19 protein-coding genes are annotated in these 23502 nt (G+C 51.3%); 17 read left to right on the top strand and 2 right to left on the bottom strand.

Annotation, left to right across the window (positions count from 1 at the left end; translation table 11 throughout):
- Nucleotides 1–28: 28 nt before the first annotated feature.
- A complete protein-coding gene (locus PU624_RS09390; RefSeq protein WP_283547396.1) occupies nt 29–1255 on the bottom strand; it encodes an L-lactate MFS transporter in 1227 nt (408 codons plus the stop codon).
- Nucleotides 1256–1541: 286 nt separating this feature from the next.
- On the opposite strand from PU624_RS09390, the gene PU624_RS09395 reads away from it, so the two are divergent.
- Entirely contained in the window at nt 1542–1775 is a 234-nt protein-coding gene (locus PU624_RS09395) for a hypothetical protein (protein ID WP_090958994.1), read from the top strand.
- 35 nt (nt 1776–1810) lie between these two features.
- On the opposite strand, the gene PU624_RS09400 is transcribed toward PU624_RS09395, so the two are convergent.
- The gene (locus PU624_RS09400) at nt 1811–2710 is read right to left on the bottom strand and encodes a DMT family transporter (protein WP_283547397.1); all 900 of its coding nucleotides are present in this window, start codon (nt 2708–2710) and stop codon (nt 1811–1813) included.
- 177 nt (nt 2711–2887) lie between these two features.
- Between PU624_RS09400 and PU624_RS09405 the strand changes: the two genes are divergently transcribed.
- The 16 genes from PU624_RS09405 (at nt 2888) to PU624_RS09480 (ending at nt 23502) form a co-directional block, all read left to right on the top strand.
- Entirely contained in the window at nt 2888–3757 is an 870-nt protein-coding gene (locus PU624_RS09405; RefSeq protein WP_283547398.1) for a helix-turn-helix domain-containing protein, read from the top strand.
- 566 nt (nt 3758–4323) lie between these two features.
- Nucleotides 4324–4824 carry a type VI secretion system contractile sheath small subunit gene (gene tssB / locus PU624_RS09410; protein WP_283547399.1) on the top strand — a complete coding sequence of 167 codons (501 nt, stop codon included), beginning with the start codon at nt 4324–4326 and terminating at the stop codon, nt 4822–4824.
- Nucleotides 4825–4857: 33 nt separating this feature from the next.
- A complete protein-coding gene (gene tssC, locus PU624_RS09415; RefSeq protein ID WP_283547400.1) occupies nt 4858–6405 on the top strand; it encodes a type VI secretion system contractile sheath large subunit in 1548 nt (515 codons plus the stop codon).
- An 18-nt stretch (nt 6406–6423) separates the two neighbouring features.
- Nucleotides 6424–7761 (top strand): type VI secretion system baseplate subunit TssK, encoded by a 1338-nt coding sequence (tssK, locus tag PU624_RS09420; RefSeq protein WP_283547401.1) that lies wholly within the window; start codon nt 6424–6426, stop codon nt 7759–7761.
- A complete protein-coding gene (gene tssL / locus PU624_RS09425) occupies nt 7758–8411 on the top strand; it encodes a type VI secretion system protein TssL, short form (protein WP_283547402.1) in 654 nt (217 codons plus the stop codon). Before tssK ends, tssL begins: the two co-directional genes overlap by 4 nt.
- Before the next feature lie 3 nt (nt 8412–8414).
- Complete coding sequence (locus tag PU624_RS09430; RefSeq protein ID WP_283547403.1) at nt 8415–10127, top strand: OmpA family protein; 1713 nt, start codon at nt 8415–8417, stop codon at nt 10125–10127.
- Nucleotides 10128–10144: 17 nt separating this feature from the next.
- On the top strand, nt 10145–10636 hold the full coding sequence (hcp, locus tag PU624_RS09435; protein ID WP_050862713.1) for a type VI secretion system effector Hcp: 492 nt from the start codon (nt 10145–10147) through the stop codon (nt 10634–10636).
- Between the two features lie 169 nt (nt 10637–10805).
- Complete coding sequence (gene tssH / locus PU624_RS09440; protein ID WP_283547404.1) at nt 10806–13445, top strand: type VI secretion system ATPase TssH; 2640 nt, start codon at nt 10806–10808, stop codon at nt 13443–13445.
- Nucleotides 13438–13992: a type IV secretion protein Rhs gene (locus PU624_RS09445; protein WP_283547405.1), complete on the top strand. Its 555-nt coding sequence runs from the start codon at nt 13438–13440 to the stop codon at nt 13990–13992. Before tssH ends, PU624_RS09445 begins: the two co-directional genes overlap by 8 nt.
- Nucleotides 13986–14453 carry a putative T6SS immunity periplasmic lipoprotein gene (locus PU624_RS09450; RefSeq protein ID WP_283547406.1) on the top strand — a complete coding sequence of 156 codons (468 nt, stop codon included), beginning with the start codon at nt 13986–13988 and terminating at the stop codon, nt 14451–14453. The genes PU624_RS09445 and PU624_RS09450 overlap by 7 nt, the downstream gene beginning before the upstream one ends.
- A gap of 371 nt (nt 14454–14824) precedes the next feature.
- The gene (locus tag PU624_RS09455) at nt 14825–17338 is read left to right on the top strand and encodes a type VI secretion system Vgr family protein (RefSeq protein WP_283547407.1); all 2514 of its coding nucleotides are present in this window, start codon (nt 14825–14827) and stop codon (nt 17336–17338) included.
- A 43-nt stretch (nt 17339–17381) separates the two neighbouring features.
- Complete coding sequence (locus PU624_RS09460) at nt 17382–19601, top strand: hypothetical protein (protein ID WP_283547408.1); 2220 nt, start codon at nt 17382–17384, stop codon at nt 19599–19601.
- 2 nt (nt 19602–19603) lie between these two features.
- A complete protein-coding gene (locus PU624_RS09465) occupies nt 19604–20452 on the top strand; it encodes a formylglycine-generating enzyme family protein (protein ID WP_283547409.1) in 849 nt (282 codons plus the stop codon).
- A gap of 208 nt (nt 20453–20660) precedes the next feature.
- On the top strand, nt 20661–21644 hold the full coding sequence (locus PU624_RS09470) for a hypothetical protein (protein WP_283547410.1): 984 nt from the start codon (nt 20661–20663) through the stop codon (nt 21642–21644).
- Nucleotides 21645–21925: 281 nt separating this feature from the next.
- Complete coding sequence (locus PU624_RS09475; protein WP_283547411.1) at nt 21926–22777, top strand: formylglycine-generating enzyme family protein; 852 nt, start codon at nt 21926–21928, stop codon at nt 22775–22777.
- Between the two features lie 458 nt (nt 22778–23235).
- Nucleotides 23236–23502 (top strand): PAAR domain-containing protein, encoded by a 267-nt coding sequence (locus PU624_RS09480; RefSeq protein WP_283547412.1) that lies wholly within the window; start codon nt 23236–23238, stop codon nt 23500–23502.

The following is a 23502-nucleotide window of genomic DNA, read 5'->3' on the forward strand; positions in this document are numbered from 1 at the left end:
CGCGGCCCGTTGTATTTGTCGGTCAGTATTAATGGCGTTGCAACACCGGTTCTGCCGTGACGGAGCTCTGCGGCAGGCGGATGGTGAGTGACAGGAACAGGGAAAGTACCAGCAGTGTCATAATCAGGCTGAAGGTGACGGTGAAGCCCCCAAACAGCGAGGCGACCAGCGAGCCCAGCACGCTACCGATACCAAAGCCGAGATAAAGCAGGCCATAGTTTTTTGTCAGGTTGTTGAGGCCAAAGAAGTCACTGACCAGCGACGGGAATACTGTGATGGTGCCGCCAAAGCTGAAGGCGACACAGGCGAGTGACAGGAAGAAGGTCATCTCATTCATCCGGGTAAACAGCAGCACGCTCATTCCGATCAGCGACACGATTTGCGCCAGTGAAATGACTCTGATGCGCATCATTTTGTCAGAGAGCACGCCCAGCACCAGCCGACCGCTCAGATTGGCAATCGCGATGACCGTTACCGCGCTGGCAGCAGTCTGCGTGGAGAGGTGCACCAGCCCTTCGCCGATATCTTTCGCAACGCCTATCACATAGAGGCCGCTCATGCAGGCGGTCAGGAACATCAGCGCCAGCATCCAGTACTGCGGCAGTCGCACCGACTGTGCCAGCGTGTAATCCCGCGCATTCTGCTGGCCCTGCGTAGCAGCTCCGTTCTGCTGCAGTGGCGTTTCACGCATCAGCAGCGCACCGAGGATGATCATCGACATCGCCAGCACGCCCCAGATCATAAAGGTCTGCTCCAGACCGACCGTCGCCAGCAGCGCCCCGCAGATAAATTTGAACCCCAGGCTGCCCAGACCGTATGCGCCAATCGCACAGGCAGAGATCATCCCTTTGCGCTCCGGGAACCACTTCACGCAGTTTGACAGCGTCATCAGGTAACCCGCGCCATCGGCCAGACCCACCAGCAGGCCGGCACTGAAATAAAGCATCATCAGGTTATTCGCATGGGCGGTGAGCCAGAAACCCAGCGCCATCAACACACCCGCACCGATAGTGACGCGGCGTACTCCAAAACGTTCCTGTAATTTCCCGGCCAGCGAAGAGGCGATAGCCAGACCTAAACTCAGCAGGCCAAAAGAAAAAGCGACCTGACTGACGGGGGCATCCAGCTTCTGCGACAGCTGGCCGTTAAACAAACTCCATGTGTAGACTGACCCCAGCGCGAACTGAGTGATTACCGTGCCGAACAATGTAAGCCAGCGGGAACGCTGGTAAGAAGCCTGTTGAGTCTGGTTCATGATTTTTCTCTCCCGTCAGGGGAATCTGGAAACTGCAGTCAGAATAAAACAGTGATTCGCGCGCGTGAGCAGTAAAGGCATGAACGGAACGGATCAGGGAATGAAATGCCATTCAGGCGGTATGAATGGCATCGGAAAGGATTTGCGACGCCGCGTGAAGAGTAAGCAAAGCGGCAACTTAATGAATAAGCGTAATTAGCCGTAAGATAATGTTTCAGGCAGCTGTTTCTGTGAGCAGGTTTCCAGATTTTTTGCCAGGCTTACAGCTCACTTAACAGGAGGAAATATGAAAGACCGGACATATGAATCCAGCACCAGTGAGGATGACGTTTGCTGCATCATCGGTCAGGCGGTGATTGAACTCAGTACAGAACAACAGCCTGTGACCAAATCGACGCTGGCACTGAAACTCCTGTCGATGGCCGATCGTGACAGTGACGATGAGCGTGTTCTGCTCTACTGGATCGCGCGTAAAGCGATCAATCAACCACAGAAACTTCTTCAGCAGCAGTGGGCGTAATGCCTGTGCGGACGCGGGCCTGAGCCCGCTCCGTGTCAGATAGTGATCCGGCGACGGCTTGCCGGCCAGCGGGCAAACATCACGATATTGCCCAGCAAAATCATGACAAGGCCAGGGATGGCGCTGACATGCCACTCATACCCCTCAAAGCGGGTAGAAAGCGCCAGCGCAACCAGTGGAAATAACACGGTTGTATAAGCCGCCCGACTGGCGCCGATACGCCCCACCAGTGTGAAGTAAGCGCCGAAACCTATCACCGATCCCACAATGGCCAGATAGGTTAAGGCTCCAAGCCACTGCGTGTTCCAGGTTGGCTGCAGCGAAACACCCTGTAGCAGTGAGATCAAAGCCATCATCAGCGCACCGTATAACATGCCGTAACTGTTGGTTGTCAGCACGTCGCGTTGCAGACGCTGATGCCGCTGGCTGATCATATTGCCAAATGAAAATCCCAGCGTGCCCAGCGCACTCAAGCCAATTCCCCACATCAATCCGGCAGAAGCCTGCGTACTACGCAAATCGTGCCAGAACAACGCAACAATGCCCGCCATGCCCAGCACTATCGCCGGAATCAGACGCGCGGAAGGGCGCTGACGGAAAAATATCCAGCTGTTAATGGCGTTATACATCACGGCCATCGAGAAAATGACCGACTCCAGTCCGCTGCTGATATAGCCGGACGCGTAATAGAAGCAGACAAAGTTGAAGCCAAAGACGCAGCAGCCCTGCAGCATACAGAAGACATGGTCCTGCAGCGTCAGGCTGTGCAGCCGTTTTATCAGCTTAAGCAGTAATAACATGACCAGTGAAGCGAGCAAAAAGCGCCAGAAGACAGCGACGGTAACGGCACTGATGCCCGCAGACTGTTGCGCATAGATAGCAATCCATGTCGTGCCCCAGATGAGAACGACTGAGAGATATAAAAACAGGTTCATTGCCAGATTCTCCACTGCAAAACGCCGAGTCTGCGCCGGTAATGCGTTCGGTTCTTGCAGCGGCTTGCGCAGAGTTTGCAAAATCTTGCGCATTTTTGACATCCGTCCCAATGTGTCCTGTTCTCTGTCCCGCGCAATCCGTAAACTGGCACTCTGTTTACCTGAACTGATACCCCGATGAGTCGTTACCAGACCTTTGACATGCTGCAACGCCACAAAGCACAACTGCGCGATCAGGTGCAACTTAACAACGGCATTCAGCTGGCGGCCTGGTTTAACAGTGGCGATCGCGTCACCAACCTCAGCGATCATCACACCCTGAGTCTTTATGTCGCGGGCGGCTACGATACCTGGCATAAAACCGCACACGGCTGGCGTAACGGGGGCGCACCGGATCGTTTTTGTCTGATGCCGGCAGGCACGGAATCGACATGGGATCTGCGTGCCGATCTCGCTTTTGTTCATCTCTATTGCAGCGAGAACCAGCTGCGACAGCTGGCCGAACAGGTCTGGGACCGCAGCCCGGCGCAGTTAAATCTGCATGAGAAAGTTTTTTCCACTGATGACCGCATCACCCAACTCTATCGGCACTTCCTGCTGAGCAGCGACTGGCAACAGCCCGCCAGCCAGCTGACGTTGAGCAGCGCATCAACACTGCTGCTCACCCATCTGCTGCAGCACTACAGTGAAGTAAAGTGGCAACTGCCCCAGGTGCGGGGTGGACTGGCTCCAGCGGTATTGCGGCGGGTTCTGGAATTTATTGAAACGCATCTCGACCAGCCTTTAACTCTGGCGGTGCTGGCGCAGGAAGCGGCATTAAGTGAGTTTCACTTTGCCCGCATGTTCCGTCACACCACGGGCGAAGCGCCGCACCAGTTTGTGATGCGCCGTCGTATGGATCGTGCACGGATGTTGCTTGCGCGGCCCGATCTGATGCTGACCGATATTGCCCTTCAGTGTGGTTTCCACTCTTCAGCGCACTTCAGCCACCGTTTCCGGCAGGTGTATAGCATGACGCCGTCGGCGTGTCGGCGGGGGAAGGGATGACCTTCTTAGCGACAACAGGCGCTATAAGCAGCGCATAAAGCGCCACAAATTATTAACATATCTTATGATTGTAAATAACCTGTTTGGGTTGAGTGTCGTCATCAATTACTGACCCAATTCTATTAAATGATCATCTACCGCACTTTTTAGCCGTCAGGCATTTTTCTGCTCCTTTCTGAACTGAACAGCTGGCTGAAACATCTGGCAATCTCAGCTGTCATGCGCCCGTGAGCGATTAGCTTAAGAAAAGTCTTATATATCAGATTGCTATCTTTTCACTCCCGCCAGCCCTTCACTGTTACCTTTTGTTACATCTTATCATTTCCTTTATCTGACCCACTATTTCTAAACTCGCGCCATGGGGTTTTGTCTGAAAAATAAACTTTCAGATTCACGCTTCTATACCGCGTCATATCGCCAGTAAATGGAATGTACTCGCTTCTGACCGCCGGTTCTGCTTTGTAGTTAATGTTTAAAAGCAGGAATGTTTTCTGGCAGGGTAAGCCGTTCTTAATATCTGACACTGGCTGTGACGGTTTCGATCACGCAATAGAGCAGGGACAGCCATGTCTGATTCATCCTTTCAGTCCGAAATACCCAAGGCACGTATTAATTTAAAACTGGATTTGCATACGGGGGGCGTGAGCAAGAAAACAGAGCTCCCCCTGAAATTACTGGTGGCGGGCGACTTCAGTAATGGTCAGGAATCTGCATCACTGTCTGAGCGCCAAAAAGTTAATCTGAACAAAAATAATTTTGATTCTGTTCTTTCCGAATATTCCCCAAAAGTCAATCTGACCGTTAAAAACACGCTTGCTGATGACGGCAGTGAAAATAGTGTTTCACTGATATTCCGGAGCATGAAGGATTTCACTCCGGAGCAGGTCTCCCGTCAAATACCTCAGCTGAAAGCGATGCTTTCCATGCGCAACCTGCTTCGCGATTTAAAAGCGAACCTGCTGGACAATCAGGCTTTCCGAAAGGAGCTGGAAAAAATTCTGCTCGACCCGGCATTAAGTGCAGAACTCAGAGCCGAACTTTCAGCCCTGGCCCCAAAACAGCCATAACCGTCACGATGATTTAACGGATTAATAAGGAAGATGTTGATGTCTGTAAAAAATGAGAATGCCGCGGGTGGCGAAAGCGTGGTGCTGGAACGTCCTGCTGCGGGTGGGGTTTATGCGTCCCTGTTTGAAAAAATCAATCTGAACCCTGTGTCCGAGCTGAGTGCGCTGGATATCTGGCAGGACGCACAGGCGATGTCGGATGCCACTGCGGACGAACGTTTAACAGCGGGCATGCAGGTTTTCCTGGAGTGTCTGACTAAATCGGGCTCAAAAGTTGAAAAGCTGGACAAAAATCTGATTGACCATCATATCGCTGAGCTCGACTACCAGATTAGCCGTCAGCTGGATGCGGTAATGCATAGCGAAGAATTTCAGGCGGTGGAGAGCCTGTGGTGCGGCGTGAAATCGCTGGTCGACAAAACCGATTTCCGTCAGAACGTGAAGATTGAACTGCTGGATATGTCCAAAGAAGATCTGCGTCAGGACTTCGAAGACAGCCCGGAAATCATCCAGAGCGGACTGTATAAACATACATATATCGATGAGTATGACACCCCGGGTGGAGAGCCTATCGCTGCGCTGATTTCTGCCTACGAATTTGATGCGTCTGCACAGGATGTCGCTCTGCTGCGCAACATTTCAAAAGTGTCTGCCGCCGCGCATATGCCGTTTATCGGCTCTGCCGGTCCGAAATTCTTCCTGAAAAACAGCATGGAGGAAGTGGCGGCCATCAAGGATATCGGTAACTACTTTGACCGCGCTGAATACATTAAGTGGAAATCCTTCCGTGATACGGACGATTCCCGCTATATCGGCCTGGTCATGCCGCGCGTGCTGGGTCGCCTGCCGTATGGCCCGGACACTGTGCCGGTTCGTAGCTTCAACTACATGGAAGAAGTCAAAGGCCCGGATCACGACAAATACCTGTGGACCAACGCCTCGTTTGCCTTTGCATCCAACATGGTACGCAGCTTCATCAACAACGGCTGGTGTGTACAAATTCGTGGCCCGCAGGCCGGTGGCGCCGTCCAGGATCTGCCTATTCATCTGTACGATCTGGGCACCGGCAATCAGGTCAAGATCCCGTCTGAAGTGATGATCCCGGAAACCCGCGAGTTTGAGTTCGCCAATCTGGGCTTCATTCCACTGTCCTACTACAAAAATCGCGATTACAGCTGCTTCTTCAGCGCTAACTCCACCCAGAAGCCGGCCCTGTATGACACCGCTGATGCCACGGCCAACAGCCGTATCAATGCCCGTTTGCCGTACATCTTCCTGCTGTCGCGTATTGCGCATTACCTCAAGCTTATCCAGCGCGAAAATATCGGTACCACCAAGGATCGGCGTTTGCTGGAGCTTGAGCTCAATACCTGGGTGCGTGGACTGGTCACTGAAATGACCGATCCGGGCGATGAACTGCAGGCCTCTCACCCGCTGCGTGACGCGAAAGTGGTAGTGGAAGACATCGAAGACAACCCGGGTTTTTTCCGTGTCCGACTGTTTGCTATTCCGCACTTCCAGGTGGAAGGGATGGACGTCAACCTGTCACTGGTTTCCCAGATGCCGAAGGCCAAATCGTAAGGCGAGAGGAAATCAGGGATGAAAATTTACCGCCCACTTTGGGAGGATGGGGCCGCTCTGGCCCCGCAACAGTTCCAGCAGCAGGCGCGATGGAGTGAACACGTTGCCGACATGGTCGCCCGGATGGGGTTTTCTTATCCCTGGGGCGTGGTGGCGGCAGAATTTGATGATGCTGCACTGGCGCTCTCGCGCCTGAACGCCACCCGTCTAGTGGTGCGTTTTCAGGACGGTACTCTTGTAGATACTGACCTGGCTGACACGCTTCCTCCGGTCTGTGATTTGTCTGTTGCCGCCGGCAGTGACGCTGTTGATGTGGTTATCGCACTGCCGTTGCTGAGCGCCAGTGGCGGCAATCTCGATAACGGTCAGGACAGTGAGCGGCCGCGCCGCTGGAAAGCGGAGCGTGTGGTGGTGCAGGAACTGGCCGGGCATGAAAGCGGGGAACTTGCGATCCTGCGTCATGCGCTGACTCTGCGTCTGTCCAGCCAGGAAAACACGGCATACCTGACCTGTCCGGTGGCCCGTCTGGTGCGTAATGCGCAGGGGCAGTGGAGCCGTGACCCGGCTTTTATCCCGCCGATGCTGTCTGTTTCTGCCAGCCCGTTGCTTGTCACCGAACTGGGTGACCTGCTGGTGCGTCTGCAGGCCCGCCGTCGTCGCCTGATGGCCATGCGCCGTGAAAGCAACGAGCGGATGGCCGACTTTGCAGTCGCGGATGTCTCCCTGTTCTGGCTGCTCAATGCCCTGAACAGCGCCGAGCCGGTGCTGACGGAACTGCTGCAGACACCGGAGCGTCACCCGGAACTGCTGTACCGCGAACTGACCCGTCTGGCCGGCAGCCTGCTGACCTTCTCACTGGAGCATGACGCCGGGGACATTCCGGCTTATCAGCACGATGCCCCTGAACGGGTATTCCCGCCGTTGCTGGCACTGCTAGACAAACTACTGGAAGCGAGCCTGCCATCGCGCGTGGTCAGCATTCACCTGGAGCACCAGGATCAGATCTGGAAAGGTGCCCTGCATGATGCGCGCCTGCGCGAAGGGGCGGACCTCTACCTTTCCGTACGCTCCTCCATGCCGAATCATGAGCTTCAGACGAAATTCCCGCAGCTGTGTAAAGCGGGCAGCTTTGATGATGTGTCCGATGTGGTGAATGTGGCCCTGAGCGGGATGACCCTCAAACCTGTCAGTCATGTTCCGGCAGCCATTCCGCTACGTCTTGAGAACCAGTATTTCTCGCTGGATCTGAGTACGGAGGCGGCTCGCGCAATGCTGGAGATGGGCAGTTGCACCTTCTATACCCCGCGCTCACTGGGGGAGGTGAAACTTGAACTCTTTGCGGTGCTGCGCACATGAATACATCAGAAATGAGTCAAATTGAGCGTATTTTCTACCCGGGCTGGCTGATGGCCAGCCAGCTACGTGGCGGCCAGGAAGTCCGGGACGGGGAAGGGCTTTATCGCCGGGCCTGCCGTCTGGTACAGGAGGTGAAAGCGGCGCTCACTGAGGCAGGTTACAGCGACATCAGCCGTGACCATATGGTGTATGCCCTGTGTGCACTGCTTGATGAGAGCGTGATGAATCGGGGAACCACCGATGATGGTTACCTGACATGGCGCCGGGACCCGCTGCAGGCACACTTCTTTGGCACCCTCAATGCCGGTGAGGAGCTGTGGGAGCGGATCCGCAACCTGCTGAAAGAAACCGCCCCTGACGCCGCCGTTCTGACCTGCATGTACCGGACCCTGCAACTGGGGTTCGTCGGTCAGTATCGCGCCCAGGATGATGAGCGTCGGGAAGATATCGTTCGTGCGCTCGCGGAACGGGTGCCGGCCTTCATGCTGGCACAGGACGCTCCCATTGTTACCCGGGCGTCACGCCTGCGTAGCGGCCGTCGCGGGTACTGGCTGACCTGGATTGTGGCCGCCGTTGCCCTGGTGGTGCTCTGGTTCTTCCTTTCGTCTTCGCTTACTGACCTGGTAAGCCAGATTGTCAGGCCGGGGTAAGCGATGCGGGATGCGTACCGAAGTGTGTTAACTGCCCTGGGTGCCGTGCTGGCGCTGTGGCTCATCCTGGGATTCTGGCCACTGTCCACGGACAGCCGTGTGGCACTCAGCCTGCTGGTTGTTCTGGTGTCCGGGGTGATGTTCTGGCGTCAGCGTCGGGCATCTCAGGCGCAGACGACCGCTGCCCGTGAGATCGTGGATGAAAACCTGCCGCCGGAAGATTTTCAGGGGGCGGTCATCCTCGTTTGTGGCGACAACGCCCCGCTGTTTGTGTCCGGTTCCCGCCACCGGGAAACCCGGCAGGGCTGGTATCTGTGGGTAAGGGATGCAGAACAGTTGCCAATACTGACCCAGCACCTGAGCCTGATGCGCCCGGCCCTGGTGTCGCAAATCTCCGTCATGCTGGCGGTGGTACCTGAACAGCATACCTCAGGCGATGATTTTGCCCAGTCCCTGCGGGGCTGGCAGCGTGCTGTCGTCCGGTGCCGTGCGGCATTTGGCACTCTCCTCCCATTGTGGACAGTTACCTGGGTATCGCCTCCTGTGGCCTGCGCGGAAGCACAGCCTGTCTGGTTTACCAGGGTAAGCCAGCGAAGCGGTGTTCAGGTCTATCAGCCCGGTCAGGGCAATGTGTCACTAACAGAGTGGACCCGGGAGAGTGGATCTGACGGGCGACTTTCCCGACTGAGTCAGGGCCTGTGGCTGGACAGCCTGCTTGCCTGGCAGAGCATCGCGGTGAATGACCTTCTGTCGGTGCGGCAGGGCGAACTGCCGGTGATGAAGCCCTGCGTGCAGGGTATATGCATGGTGCCGGTGAGTGGTATCGCGGGCAATCTCTGGCAACAGCACATGACTTCCGTGACGGCGCTGCCACCGGATGCCGTTGTGACGACAGAACCACTGCCGCTGCCTGAACTGCTGCTGCCGGCGTTACCGCGCCGACGGGGTGTCAGCCAAAGAATGGAGTTCTGGCGTTACGCCGGATTTCTGGGCGGGATTTTCCTGGCACTCGCCATGCTGGCGTCCTGGATGAACAACCAGCGCCTCATTCGTAATGTTGGCGATCGCCTTGCGTTATATCACCAGCTGCCGGGTCAGCCTGTTGCCCCGAAACTGCGGGCGCAGCAGCGCCTGAGGGCCGATGGCGCATTGCTGGACGACTGGCAGCGTCGCGGGGAGCCACTGCGTTATCGCCTGGGTCTGTATCAGGGGCTGCGCCTGGTTCCGCCCGTTGACGCCGCCGTCAGTGACTGGGCACTTTCGCCACCGCCTCCACCGGTCATTAAGAAAATCACTCAGGGTCCGAAACCCCTTCGTCTTGACAGCATGTCGCTGTTCGATTCGGGCAAATCGGCGCTGAAAGCCGGGTCCACCAAAATGCTCGTGAACGCTCTGGTCGGCGTTAAGGCGAAGCCGGGCTGGCTGATTGTCGTGTCCGGCCATACCGATATCACCGGTAACCCGAAACTCAATCAGACGCTGTCCCTGAAACGTGCCGAAGCGGTGCGTGACTGGATGCGTGACACCGGCGACGTGCCGGAAAGCTGTTTTGCGGTGCAGGGCTATGGCGACAGCCGTCCGCTCGCAACCAACGACACCCCGGATGGGCGTGCGCTCAACCGCCGTGTCGAAATCAGTCTGGTACCGCAGGCTGATGCCTGCCTGATACCGGGCAAACCCTCAGCGTCATCGCAGGATGATGACGTATCACAATGAAATGGAGAGTAATTCTCATGGCAATTCCTGTTTATCTTTGGCTGAAAGACGACGGTGGCGCAGACATCAAGGGTTCTGTTGACGTGCAGGACCGTGAAGGCAGTATCGAAGTGGTGGCTCAGGAGCACAACCTGTACATCCCGACCGATAACAACACCGGCAAGCTGACCGGCACCCGTATCCACACCCCGTTCCTGTTCACCAAGGAAATCGATTCGTCCAGTCCGTACCTGTACAAGGCGGTGACCACCGGTCAGACCCTCAAGTCTGCGGAATTCAGGTGGTACAAAATCAACGACGCGGGCCAGGAAGTGGAGTACTTCAACACCAGACTCGAAAACGTGAAAGTGGTGAAAGTGAATCCTGAAATGTATGACATCAAGGATCCTTCTAAAGAGAAGCACAACCACCTTGAGCGCATTGAACTGCGTTACGAAAAAATCACCTGGACCTACAAAGACGGCAACATCATTCATTCCGATTCCTGGAACGAACGCGCCACCGCGTAAGTCACGAGCGGGCAGAGCTTCTCTGTCCGCTTTTTTTGTTTTTGCTGAACGTCTGCGTGTGTGGGCGTTGAGCAAAAAACATCACATCCCGGAAACAGACCTTATGGACCTCGGTAACGGCCAGGGGCGGTAGCGTGCCTGAAAGGTCCTCAACAGTGAGCAAGCAAACATGGAAAACCCGGCAATCCTTCTTCGACGTTTGAACCCTTACTGCGCCCGCGCGATGGAAGGGGCAGCCTCGCTGTGTCAGACCCGCGCACATGCAGAAATTCTGCCTGAGCACTGGCTGCTGAAACTGCTGGAGCAGGGAGAGGGTGACCTGACCGTACTGGCCCGCCGCTACGAGTGGGATATGGACGCCATCTGGCAGGATTTGCTCGGCTGGCTCGATAAGCAGCCGCGCTCGGTACGCCATCGCCCGCAACTGTCTGATGCCATTCAGACCCTGGTGCAGGAGGCCTGGCTGATTGCTTCTCTTAACAGTGAGGAGCAAATCCGCAGCATCCATCTGCTGATGGCGCTGATTGATAAACAGAAACTGGTTCGCTGTGACGGGCTGTGGCCACTGCTGACGCTGGGCAAGAGCCAGCTGGAGCGCCTGCGCCCGTTGCTCGATGCACAGTCGGATGAACGTCCGGACGTGCAGCAGGAAGCCGGACTGGCGCAGAGTCACGGTAGTGAGGTGGAGTTTGTTGGTCGCCCGGTCGGCGCGGATGTGAAGGAAGGCGAACTCAATCCGGCACTGCAGAACGCACTCGACAAATTTACGCTCGACGTCACCGCCAAAGCGAAAGAAGGCAGGATTGACCCGGTCTTTGGTCGCGATACGGAAATCCGCCAGATGGTCGATATCCTCTCGCGTCGTCGTAAAAACAACCCGATTCTGGTGGGTGAACCGGGCGTGGGTAAAACCGCACTGGTGGAAGGCCTGGCGCTACGTATTGCTGAGGGCAACGTCCCGGAATCCCTCAAACCGGTGATCCTGCGCACCCTTGACCTCGGCCTGCTGCAGGCGAGTGCAGGCGTAAAAGGCGAGTTCGAACAGCGTCTGAAAAACGTCATCGATGCGGTTCAGCAGTCGCCGGTGCCTGTTCTGCTGTTTATCGACGAAGCCCACACCATTATTGGTGCCGGTAACCAGGCCGGTGGCGCGGATGCGGCCAATCTGCTGAAACCGGCACTCGCCCGTGGCGAACTGCGCACCATTGCCGCGACAACCTGGTCCGAATACAAACAGTATTTTGAGCGTGATGCCGCGCTGGAGCGCCGCTTCCAGCGGGTATTAGTCGACGAGCCGGACGACGAGACCGCCTGCCTGATGCTGCGTGGCCTGAAATCCCGTTACGCCGAACATCACAACGTGCATATCACCGATGACGCGGTGCGTGCCGCAGTCATGCTTTCCCGCCGTTACCTGACCGGCCGTCAGCTGCCGGACAAGGCGGTTGATCTGCTGGATACAGCCGCCGCGCGCGTCCGAATGAGCCTCGATACGGTGCCAGAACAAATTGTGCGCCTGAAAGCACAGCTGACCGCTCTGGCGCTGGAAAAGCAGGCGCTGCTGGAAGATATTGCCGCCGGCAGCAACCGTCATGGTGACCGCCTGGGTGTTATTGAGCAGCAGCGGGCTGAACTGGACTCGCAAATTCAGGAGCACGAAGCGCGCTTCAGCAATGAAAAGGCGCTGGCACAGCAGCTGATGGCCAGCCGTCAGGACATCAGCCAGCAGGCTAAAATTTCCGGCCTGCAACAGCAGCTGGAGCAGGCGCAGCAGGGCGATGTGCTGGTTCAGGTGGATGTGGACACCCGCACGGTCGCCAATGTGATTGCCGACTGGACCGGCGTACCGCTGTCTTCTCTGATGAAAGACGAGCAGACCGAACTGCTGACGCTTGAAAATGAAATCGGCCAGCGTGTTGTCGGTCAGGATACTTCCCTCAAGGCTATCGCTCAGCGCCTGCGCGCCGCGAAGACCGGTCTGACGTCAGAGAACGGCCCGCAGGGCGTGTTCCTGCTGGTCGGCCCGAGCGGCACAGGTAAAACGGAAACCGCGCTGGCGCTGGTGGATGTGCTGTACGGCGGTGAAAAATCGCTGATTACCATTAACCTGTCCGAGTACCAGGAGCCGCACACGGTATCGCAGTTGAAAGGCTCTCCTCCGGGTTACGTGGGTTATGGCCAGGGCGGCATTCTCACTGAGGCGGTGCGTAAGCATCCGTACAGCGTGGTGCTGCTCGATGAAGTGGAAAAGGCGCACCGCGACGTGATGAACCTGTTCTATCAGGTGTTTGATCGCGGCTTTATGCGCGACGGCGAAGGGCGTGAAATCGACTTCCGTAATACCGTCATCCTGATGACCTCCAACCTCGGCAGCGATCACCTGATGCAGTTGCTCGATGAGCAGCCGGAAGCTACTGAAGGCGACCTGCACGAACTCCTGCGCCCGATACTGCGCGACCACTTCCAGCCGGCGCTGCTGGCCCGTTTCCAGACCGTGATTTACCGCCCACTGGCGGAAGCGGCGATGCGTACCATCGTCGAAATGAAGCTCGCCCAGGTGAGCAAGCGGCTGAGCCGACACTACGGTTTGACCACCAAAATTGACGAAAGCCTGTATGACGCGCTGACCACCGCCTGCCTGCTGCCGGACACCGGCGCGCGTAATGTCGACAGTCTGCTCAACCAGCAAATCCTGCCGGTGCTGAGTCAGCAGTTGCTGACCTATATGGCGGCGAAGCAAAAGCCGCAGTCTCTGACGCTGGGATGGAATGATGAAGAAGGGATTGTGCTGGAGTTTGCCAATGTCTGAAGAAGCTCAGGATCAATTCAATATAAAAGAAGGTGGTATCAGACTACTCACTCCTGGTGAGATAAAGTTGGCTCAATCTGTTTTTCTATCCACTATTGATTATTCGAAAGTATGGATACACAGAGTGAGTTATCTTCCTTTCAATTTACAGGATAAGAATACGGCGATGACCCCAAATGGGGAGATCTATTTTCGTGATCTATATTTTGATGATTTTTCACAGACAACCGACAGTTTTCAGCATCTGTTCATCCATGAAATGAGTCATGTCTGGCAGTGTGAAAAAGGAATGAAAGTGATCTTCAGAGGACTGGTGAGCTGGATGGTGAGTTACCGTTATACCCTTGATGGTCGTCTCTTAAGCGAATATCCGATGGAGCAGCAGGCGCAGATTATTGCAGATAATTTTGTTTTACAGATATTTGGGTATGAGATCTGGAGTCACCTTGAAAATAAAAGATATCCCGATATTACGCTCGATGGGGATACTTCTGAGTCGGTGATATGTGAGGGATATAAAAATGTTTTGAGGGGTTTTCCATGGTGAGAAGTAACTATTTTATTAAGCTTACCTCTTTGTTGTTAGTGTTTTTTTGTCTTCCAATCCTGACGGGATGCCCTGGGCCAGGTGACAGATTTCGTTTTGATGAAACTGCACAGGTGAGTAAAAAGGGTGATAATGTTTGCGTGAATATTGATAATGCACAAGATTATCAGCCAGTAGATATGGGTATCAATCTGCGAGGGACGCCTTCAAAGGAGAAAGATTTTAATTTTTCTCCCGGCCTTAAGATTATTGAAGGTGAATTGTGTATTCCTCCATCTTATTTTCATTTTAAAAATGGTAGCAAGTATATTGTTGAGTTTGTACTTCATCCAACACTTGATAACAAAGAAGCGAGAAGCTTTGTCGTTGGTGTCGGTATTAATAATAATCAAGTGTATAATTTGCCTTTGACAGATCGCGAATTCGCAAGGCCTTATGGTTCAATTAAGGTGCCAGAATAGCAAGTGTAATGAGTGTGCGTATTTAAAGTTTTTTATAAATATATAGATTAATCTTCTGTTTCCTGACGTTGGGGTGGCTAATAGATTGAAATTTTTCATCTTATTTCTGTTTGTTATCGTTGGTGTTCTATTTCTACTTGAAGATTTTATTTGCACGTTATTAAGCCTTTTATTCCTGTCAGTGGTGATGGGGAATATGCGATGGACAACTTTGAAATGACCGTGTTGCTGGTTAAAGCCCTCATGTGTGCTGTTGGGGCTGGAGTCGCAATCACTCTTTTTCGTACGCGCTGAGTACCCCTGATTAAACCTGTTACTTACCTGTCGGCAAGAAAGTCATGGACAGCAGGTTATCCCATGGAGTCAATATCATGAGTCTGACAGATACACTGAAGTACACCCTGGCTGCACTAACTGAAGGCGGGCTAAACCGCTACCGCCTGGATATTCCGTCCTGCACGGCAGATATTGATGTGGAGAATTTCAGCGGTAAGGAGTTCATGAGTGAGCTTTATTACTACCAGATTATCTTTACCAGCAGCGATCAGAATATTAGTTCAGCACAACTGTTGACCAGGCCTGCCACGCTGACCATGGGAACAGGGCCACTGATGGGGCTGACCGGGCAGAAAGTGGTGCATGGCGTGGTGACGCATTTTAAGCGTATCAGCGGCTCACGTGATCAGGCGACGTACCAGATTATTATTGAGCCTTTTCTGTCTCTGCTGCGCAAGCAATTCCGTACCCACCGCTTTTTTGTCAATAAGTCGGTGCCGGAAGTGGTTGCAGAGGTGCTCACGGAGCATGGCCTGAAAGGCTGGGAGTATGAGTTCACGCTCAAAGCCGATTATCCGAAGCGTGAACAGATTAACCAGTACAGGGAAAACGACCTCGCGTTCATTGAGCGTCTTCTTGCCGAAGTGGGGATTTTCTATTTCTTTACCCTGCAGCCTGACACCCAGACTGAAGTGGTGCATTTCGCAGACAAGCAGAGCGCATGGACGTTCGGTAAGTCTCTGCCGCTCAGCAGCCCGTCAGGGATGAGTGATAATGCTGCTGACTCGGTATGGGGGGTTAACGTCCGACAGAACGTGGTAGAACGTAATGTTATCGCCAGTGATTACAATCACCGTGAAGCTCAGAATATCCTGACCTCTGTCCCGGCGGACATGACCCGTGGCGACGGTGATGGTGTTACCTATGGTGAGGTTTATCACTACCTGCCGCGTCATCTTGAACGTGGCGACAAAATCACACCGTCAGCGGAAACCGGTAACTTCTGGGCTCGCCTTGAGCACGAGCGTTTTCTGTCAGGACAGACCACTATCAGCGGCTGCAGCAATGATGCCCTGCTTTCTCCGGCCCAGGTGCTGACCATCAGTGAACGTGTCGTACCACCGACACTGCCATCAGAAACGGACAACGGCATTATCATTACCCGCACGGGCTATATAGCCAGTCGTAAAGATGCCCTGATCGTGATGTGGGAGGGGATGCCGTACTACGAAAACCGATGCTGGCGTCCTGCTGCCAAAAAACGCCCGGTGGTCAGCGGCACCCTGACAGCCCGTGTAACCAGCGCCAGGGATAACGACATTTACGCCTGGCAGGATGCATCCGGCATGTATCGGGTGAAGTTCGATGCTGACCGCGACGATAAACGCCAGGGCATGGAAAGTATGCCTGTGCGTTTTGCCAAACCTTACGGTGGTGACAAATACGGCTTCCACTTCCCGCTAATACAGGGCACTGAAGTTGCCATTGCATTCCATGAAGGCGATCCGGATCGCCCGTATATCGCCCATGCTATGCACGACTCCCGCCACGTTGACCACGTTACTGAAGCTAACAGCACGCGCAATGTTATCCGCACAGCTGGCCTGAACAAGCTGCGAATGGAGGACAAGCGCGGCGAAGAGCATGTCAAGCTCAGTACGGAGTATGGCGGAAAGACCCAACTCAACTTAGGCCATAATGTAGACGCTTCTCGCGCTCTTCGTGGCGAAGGTGCTGAGCTGCGTACTGACCGACATGTTTCCATCCGGGGAGGTGCTGGAGTGTTTATCACCGCAGATAAACAGCCGTTTGCCGGGGACAAGATGCTTTCCATGCGGGAGGCGATTGCCCAGCTCGAGAATGCACTGAGTATTGCCCGAAGCATGTCAGATGCAGCTGAAACCGCGCAGGCGCTACCCGCGGATATTCAGAGTCAGGTGAGGTTGACTAATGCCCTCAAAGATCTCGTGCAGCCAGGGATGGTGTTGAATGCACCTGAAGGCGTGAGCATCACCAGCCCACAGGCAGTGCGTATGGCCTCGGGAAGCGCCAGCGTCGGGATTATGTCCCAACAGAATACTGACATCAGCGCACTTAAGCGCTTTACCGTGGCGGCGGGTGAAGCCGTGAGCATGCTCGCTCGTAAAGCTGGGATGAAACTCTTTGCGGCTAGGGGAAAGGTAGAAATTCAGGCTCAGGATGATGCGCTTGATGCGATAGCCAAAAAGGATGTGACCGTAACCAGTACGGAAGGGCGGGTTGAAATCACGGCAGCGAAAGATGTCGTGCTGAAAAATCTGGATGGGTCGTTCATCCAGTTGCAGGGTAAGAATATTATTCTGGGCTGTGAAGGCAATATCCTGTGGAAATGTGCTAATGCGCAGAAAATGAGTGCCGCCAGCTCTACATCCTCCGTACCTGAATTTCCTGTTGGTTACAGTGAGTATTTCGTGGCGCACGATGATAAAACCGGGCAGATCACACCTAACACTCGCTATCGGATTACGACTGGTAAGGGGGTTATTTATTCGGGGGTAACAGATTCTGAGGGCAAAACCGCTGAAATCTTCACTGCATTATCAGACAAGATAAAAGTTGAACTCGGATAATTAGCCCGGACACATCAGAACAAATTTAACAGGAGTTGCCTCCATGGGTAATGCGACAGATACCTTTCATGGTAGTGGTAAAACAGGGATGCGGGCAAATGGCATCAAAGCTAATCATTCTACTGGCACCCGACTATATTTCCATGCAGACAGCGAAACATTTCTTGCTGTTGATGGTGATGAACTTGAACAGGAAAGTAATGCCCTAAACATGTTGTTAGGTGATCAGGTTGATACGCAAATACGCATCGATGATTTAACAACTCAGTGCACAAAATTGAACTGGGGGCAGGTTGGGGAAAAACAGGCCCTCCAAACTCAGATACAACAAGAAGCCCAGAGGCTTGATGATGTTAATAAAAAGCTGAAAGCAAAGCTGACGACTCTTTCACCCACAGAAGAACTTCCAAAGGCCACACTTCTTGACAGCAGTAGCAAGAGTGCTGTCGGGCTAATGGAATTAATTGAAGTTCGCGGAAATATGAAAGGCGTTCGTTATATCTATTCCCGCTCAGATCAAATTGACAGTAAATGGCGACGTTATCCGCTTGAGGAGGGAGATAAAAAATCCGGAAGCAAAAGTTTTGTTGTCACTGAGTCATATACTGATAGTGAAGGAAAGGTCAAAACACGGGAAAGGATTGATTATGACAAGCTTAAATCCCAGGCAGGTAAGATAAAGCCAAAAATGCTGAAGGCTGAACAGGAATTATTAGAACAGCATACGGGTGTTCTTGGGCAATGGGCCAGAGATATGAATGAGAGCCTTAAACATTCTCCATACCAGGGGAGTAAATTTGGTTTTGATTCTCAATCTCAGCTCATGCGCTGGACTTATGGCGCGGGGCTGACAGAGGAACTAAACCCGTTTGAAGTAGATTTTCGTAATCAAGGTAAAAAACTAAAAAGAGAAGCTGTTACTAGCGGAAAAACAAGTGCCTATGCAGGCCTCGCTCTTGCTGAGTCCAGGAGTAAATTTACGCTCTCACTCCCTGATATACACGGTATTACCATGACTTATCCCCTGAAGCCTGAAATGGGTGGGGGAATGGGAAGTCTGGGCGTATTGCGTTTTGATTTTGAACTGGTTCTTACAGGTAGTGCTGGGGCAAGTCTGGGGGTTGAGTTAGGTGTATCGGTAAAAAGTAATTGGGCGAAGGGAGTTCCTGGTGCTTCAGGTGATAATACCCCTCCAGGGCAAAGAAAAATAGATATCAGCCAGGCAGTGAAGGATTCAGAAGCGACAGGGGAGCTCACCGTTTTTGCTGGTGCTCAGGCTTCAGCTAACCTGGCAGGTTCTATTCAGTGGTTAAATCCGGATAGCAAAAATAAAGAATCGAAATACACGCAACTGGCTAAGGTTGCTGTAGGCGCAACCGCTCAAATGGGCGTGGGATGGAGTGGTTCTTTCCGATTCAGTTATGAAAATGGAAGAGTTAAGGTTTTGGCAAGAGGTGGCATGTGTTGGGGAGGCGGAGGCAAAGGAACCGTTGCTTTTGATATAGATGGAGAAGCAATTATTACCGATTTCATGCCTTGCTTAACCTACATGCTTCGGAATGCTGATTACATAAAGCTATCAGAGAATGTAATCAGAGAAGGTGATTTTTATGCATTCTGCGCACTTCCTTTACTAATTACAATGTATGGCGTTGATAACTTAGCCACGGCAACCTGGAGTCAAACAAATAGATTATTAGTTGAACTCGAGAAAAGCTGGAGTGATAAAGAAAACAGAGTGAAAATAATGAATAAAATTTTGGCTACTCAAGGTGAGTGTATGAAATATAGCCCACCAGAAAGCAAGGGGGCTGCAATTGCGTCTTTAATTGAACATAACGTTTGGGATGAAGTCGCCAGCCCTGCATCTAATGCGCAAACAGTATGTGAAGGACTAGTTATGTTCAGCGCCAGAAAACGTGCTGTGCTCTTATGTTTACGATGGATTCAGTCTAAGCGTGAATATGAAAATGTAATGCAGCACCTTTCTAAAGACTTCAACGCCGTAGGTTCCTGGCGAGGAAATCAGCAAGATGTTGCTGATTTCCTCGCGCTAGGAGAGGATGAGCGTGAATACGGTGGTATTATCTCGCTTAGAGTTAAAATATCACCCAGCCATTATGCAAAAAATCTAATGGATATCTGGTCTGGCTTGCCAGACACTCTGGAGGTCAAAGGTAATGAGACACATAGGTTAAAAGAAATTTCTCCTGCACTCATGCATAGTTGTACCCGTGTAATTGTAGGAGAACAGGAGTTATGATTATGGTAAGCCGCTATAAATTAATTATTATTGCATCAATATCAGGAATTTTTCTTGCTGGATGTGATAATGCGAAAGTTAATGCAGGTAGTGAGAAGCAATTCGCGGATGAGATTGTTAATACCATGATTTCTGTTAAGGGAGGGCGTTTCCAGATGGGAGACTTTGGACCTCTTGTCGGTGAGAGATTACCTTTCAGCCCAGAACAAAACAATAAACCATTGCATTGGATTGAACTCTCCAGTTTTAAAATGACGAAATATAAAGTCACCTGGGATGATTTTAATAAATGGAACCATTTAACTGGGAGAAGTGAAAACCAGTATTACCAATGGGCTACAAAAAAAGACACAAGTGAGCGATTTAGAAAACCAACAGGAGATAATTATCCTGCCTCAGTAAACTGGAATGATGCGAAAGCCTTCTGTCAATGGGTTGGAAAAATATCGGGGAAATCTGTTACTCTACCCACGGAGGCTCAATGGGAATACGCTGCGCGTAGTCGCGGTCAATTTTTTCAATTTGCAAACAGTGACAACCAGCATAACCTCGACGACCCGGGTAATAAACTTAACTTTACTCATGATATGGCACCTGTAGGTTCTTACCCTCCAAATCCTTTAGGTTTATATGACATGATGGGAAATGGAAATGAATGGATGAGTGATTGGTATTCTGACGATTATTATAAAAATTCGCCAGAGAAAAACCCGCAAGGTCCAGAAAAAGGCGATAAGAAAGTGATTCGAGGCTATTTGGGCTCCATGTTTGGATTGTATGACATTACACGAGGAAAAAGTGAGCCTGACTATGAAGGTCCAGGTGATGGTTTTCGCTGTGTAGAAAACTGAGATTCTCAATCTCAGCTCATGCGCTGGACTTATGGCGCGGGGCTGACAGAGGAGCTAAACCCGTTTGAAGTAGATTTTCGTAATCAGGGTAAAAAACTAAAAAAGAGAAGCTGTTACTAGCGGAAAAACAAGTGCCTATGCAGGCCTCGCTCTTGCTGAGTCCAGGAGTAAATTTACGCTCTCACTCCCTGATATACACGGTATTACCATGACCTATCCCCTGAAGCCTGAAATGGGTGGGGGAATGGGAAGTCTGGGCGTATTGCGTTTTGATTTTGAACTGGTTCTTACAGGTAGTGCTGGGGCAAGCCTGGGAGTTGACTTAGGTGTATCGGTAAAAAATAATTGGGCGAAGGGAGTTCCTGGTGCTTCAGATGATAATACCCCTCCAGGGCAACGAAAAATAGATATCAGCCAGGCAGTGAAGGATTCAGAAGCGACAGGGGAGCTCACCGTTTTTGCTGGTGCTCAGGCTTCAGTTAACCTGGCAGGGTCTATTCAGTGGTTAAATCCGGATAGTAAAAATAAAGAATCGAAATACACGCAACTGGCTAAGGTTGCTGTAGGCGCAACCGCTCAAATGGGAGTGGGATGGAGTGGTTCTTTCCGATTCAGTTATGAAAATGGAAGAGTTAAGGTTGTGGCAAGGGGTGGCATGTGTTGGGGAGGCGGAGGCAAAGGAAGCGTTGCTTTTGATATAGATGGAGAAGCAATTATTACCGATTTCATGCCTTGCTTAACCTACATGCTCCGGAATGCTGATTACATAAAGCTATCAGAGAATGTAATCAGAGAAGGTGATTTTTATGCATTCTGCGCTTTGCCGTTACTTATGGGAATGCACGGCGCTAATCAGTTGGTTGATAATTTAGGTAAAGAAACAGCACTATTATTAGATAATTTAAGAGACAGCTGGGATGAAAAGGACCGGCGTGTACAATTAATGCAGCATATTTTAGATACGCATGGGGAATGTTTAAGGTATTCACCTCCCGAAAGTAAAGGTGCAGCAATCGCTTCATTGATCGAGCGTAATTTCTGGGATGATATAGCCAGCCCCGCAAGCCACGCTCAAACGAAGTGTGAAGGTCTGGTGATATATAGTGCAAGAAAACGGGCCGTGCTGCTGTCATTACGTTGGATTCAGTCAAAAAGAGATTATGAAAACGTCATGCAGCATCTATCTAAATAATTCCTGGTTTCAGACTCATGGCAATCAAACCAACAGAAGGTTGCTGATTTCCTTGCATTGGGTGAGGAAGTTCAAACATATGGGCTTGGGAATGTTGTCCCAAACGTATCCACGGTTAGTATCTATTCCAGTTATTACGCTAAAAACTTAATATCAATATATGATAGCTTACCTGAGTCAACAGAGATTCGGGGTGATGAATTAAAAGCATTAATGGAAGTTTCTCCATTCTTGATGGAAAGTTGCACTCGAGTTGTTGTTAATGGAATGGAGATTGGGTAATGAAAACACATAATGCTTCTATCTTTGTGGCTATTATTATCGCGATTACTGGTTGCGATGATGAGAGGAATCAAAAAGAAAAAAACAAATTAGCTTCTCTGATTGTTGACTCAATGAAAACAGTAGATGGCGGGCGTTATCAAATGGGGGATTTTGGACCTCTAGTTGGAGAAAAATTACCGTTCAGTCCTGATAAGGATAATAAGCCGCTGCATTGGGTTGATTTGGCTAGTTTTAAAATGACAAAAAATAGAATAACGTGGAGGGAGTTTAATTTATGGTTGTCTATAACCGGGCAGGATAGCAATAAATATTACAAGAAAATTTCGAATAGAAAAGTTGAAGGTAAGTATGATGAACGTATGTTTAAGTACATTGGCGATGCCTATCCAGCAGTTGCTAATTGGTCGGATGCATCTTTATTTTGCAGTTGGGTAGGTGGTGTTTTAGGGCGGAAAGTATCATTGCCCACTGAGGCCCAATGGGAATATGCTGCACGTAGTCGTGGGCAATTTAGACAGTTTGCAAATAGCGACAATGTTTATGATTTAAGCGTCCCGGATTCAAAACTTAATTTTACCCATGACCATGCTCCGGTTGGCACTTTCCCGCCAAATCCACTTGGACTCTATGACATGATGGGTAATGGTCACGACTGGGTTAGTGACTGGTATGCAGAGGATTATTACCAGCATTCGCCTGAAAAAGATCCTCATGGACCAGTTAGTGGTTCAGAAAAAGTGGTAAGGGGTTACTTAGGATCGATGTTTGGTCTGTATAATATAACGCGAGGAAGTAATAAGCCGGAGACAGAATCTCCAGGCTATGGTTTTCGCTGTGTAGAAAACTGACAATATTTTCAAGGTGAACGTAACGTCAAGGGTGTGTTAACACACAACCAGAGCTTGCTGGTTTTCATAATAATGCATTTGCCTGTACTTATACTATTAGTGAAAGTGCCGATGTTGCAAATTATTATGCCTTTTTTGTGTTCTCTGAGGCCACAAAAAGCGGGGATGCATATTCTGAGTTTATGTTAGCAAGGATGTATATTGACTGTAACCACCCTGTAATTAGTGATGCTCCTCGTCAATGTAAGAAAATGAAGTTACCTGAGGATAATTTTAGCATGGTGATGAAACTCTATCTGTCAGTGGCCGAGAAAAATAACAGAAATTCAATTTTTGAATTGATGAGTTTTTATAAATATGGCCTGTGTAGCATTCAAAAAAATTAAAGTGAATATTTCACATGGCGTAAAAAGCTGAGTGAGTCTGCAAACTAACAATGTAGCGATTCAGGAGACTATATGTCTAAAGGATTTGTATTGCTCGGAGATAAAACTACTCACGGCGGTGAGGTTATATCTGCATCTTCGACCATAATTGTGAACGGAAATAAAGTGGCTCTTGTTGGCGATGAAATTAATTGCCCTGTCGATGGGCATGGTGTCAATGCCATTATTCAAGGATCACCGGAATGGATCTCTGATGGGAAGTCTGTTGTTGTGGATGGCTGTGAATGTGAATGTGGCTGCCATGTTATCTCAAGTGCGCCGGATTGTTCAGTAGGATAA

The sequence above is a fragment of the Pantoea sp. Lij88 genome, from assembly GCF_030062155.1.
GTDB lineage: Bacteria > Pseudomonadota > Gammaproteobacteria > Enterobacterales > Enterobacteriaceae > Pantoea.

Bases quoted from the DNA above. Each gene is read 5' to 3' on its own strand.
- PU624_RS09390 (WP_283547396.1), bottom strand. From the start codon at position 1,255: ATGAACCAGACTCAACAGGCTTCTTACCAGCGTTCCCGCTGGCTTACA.
- PU624_RS09395 (WP_090958994.1), top strand. From the start codon at position 1,542: ATGAAAGACCGGACATATGAATCCAGCACCAGTGAGGATGACGTTTGC.
- PU624_RS09400 (WP_283547397.1), bottom strand. From the start codon at position 2,710: ATGAACCTGTTTTTATATCTCTCAGTCGTTCTCATCTGGGGCACGACA.
- PU624_RS09405 (WP_283547398.1), top strand. From the start codon at position 2,888: ATGAGTCGTTACCAGACCTTTGACATGCTGCAACGCCACAAAGCACAA.
- tssB (WP_283547399.1), top strand. From the start codon at position 4,324: ATGTCTGATTCATCCTTTCAGTCCGAAATACCCAAGGCACGTATTAAT.
- tssC (WP_283547400.1), top strand. From the start codon at position 4,858: ATGTTGATGTCTGTAAAAAATGAGAATGCCGCGGGTGGCGAAAGCGTG.
- tssK (WP_283547401.1), top strand. From the start codon at position 6,424: ATGAAAATTTACCGCCCACTTTGGGAGGATGGGGCCGCTCTGGCCCCG.
- tssL (WP_283547402.1), top strand. From the start codon at position 7,758: ATGAATACATCAGAAATGAGTCAAATTGAGCGTATTTTCTACCCGGGC.
- PU624_RS09430 (WP_283547403.1), top strand. From the start codon at position 8,415: ATGCGGGATGCGTACCGAAGTGTGTTAACTGCCCTGGGTGCCGTGCTG.
- hcp (WP_050862713.1), top strand. From the start codon at position 10,145: ATGGCAATTCCTGTTTATCTTTGGCTGAAAGACGACGGTGGCGCAGAC.
- tssH (WP_283547404.1), top strand. From the start codon at position 10,806: ATGGAAAACCCGGCAATCCTTCTTCGACGTTTGAACCCTTACTGCGCC.
- PU624_RS09445 (WP_283547405.1), top strand. From the start codon at position 13,438: ATGTCTGAAGAAGCTCAGGATCAATTCAATATAAAAGAAGGTGGTATC.
- PU624_RS09450 (WP_283547406.1), top strand. From the start codon at position 13,986: ATGGTGAGAAGTAACTATTTTATTAAGCTTACCTCTTTGTTGTTAGTG.
- PU624_RS09455 (WP_283547407.1), top strand. From the start codon at position 14,825: ATGAGTCTGACAGATACACTGAAGTACACCCTGGCTGCACTAACTGAA.
- PU624_RS09460 (WP_283547408.1), top strand. From the start codon at position 17,382: ATGGGTAATGCGACAGATACCTTTCATGGTAGTGGTAAAACAGGGATG.
- PU624_RS09465 (WP_283547409.1), top strand. From the start codon at position 19,604: ATGGTAAGCCGCTATAAATTAATTATTATTGCATCAATATCAGGAATT.
- PU624_RS09470 (WP_283547410.1), top strand. From the start codon at position 20,661: ATGACCTATCCCCTGAAGCCTGAAATGGGTGGGGGAATGGGAAGTCTG.
- PU624_RS09475 (WP_283547411.1), top strand. From the start codon at position 21,926: ATGAAAACACATAATGCTTCTATCTTTGTGGCTATTATTATCGCGATT.
- PU624_RS09480 (WP_283547412.1), top strand. From the start codon at position 23,236: ATGTCTAAAGGATTTGTATTGCTCGGAGATAAAACTACTCACGGCGGT.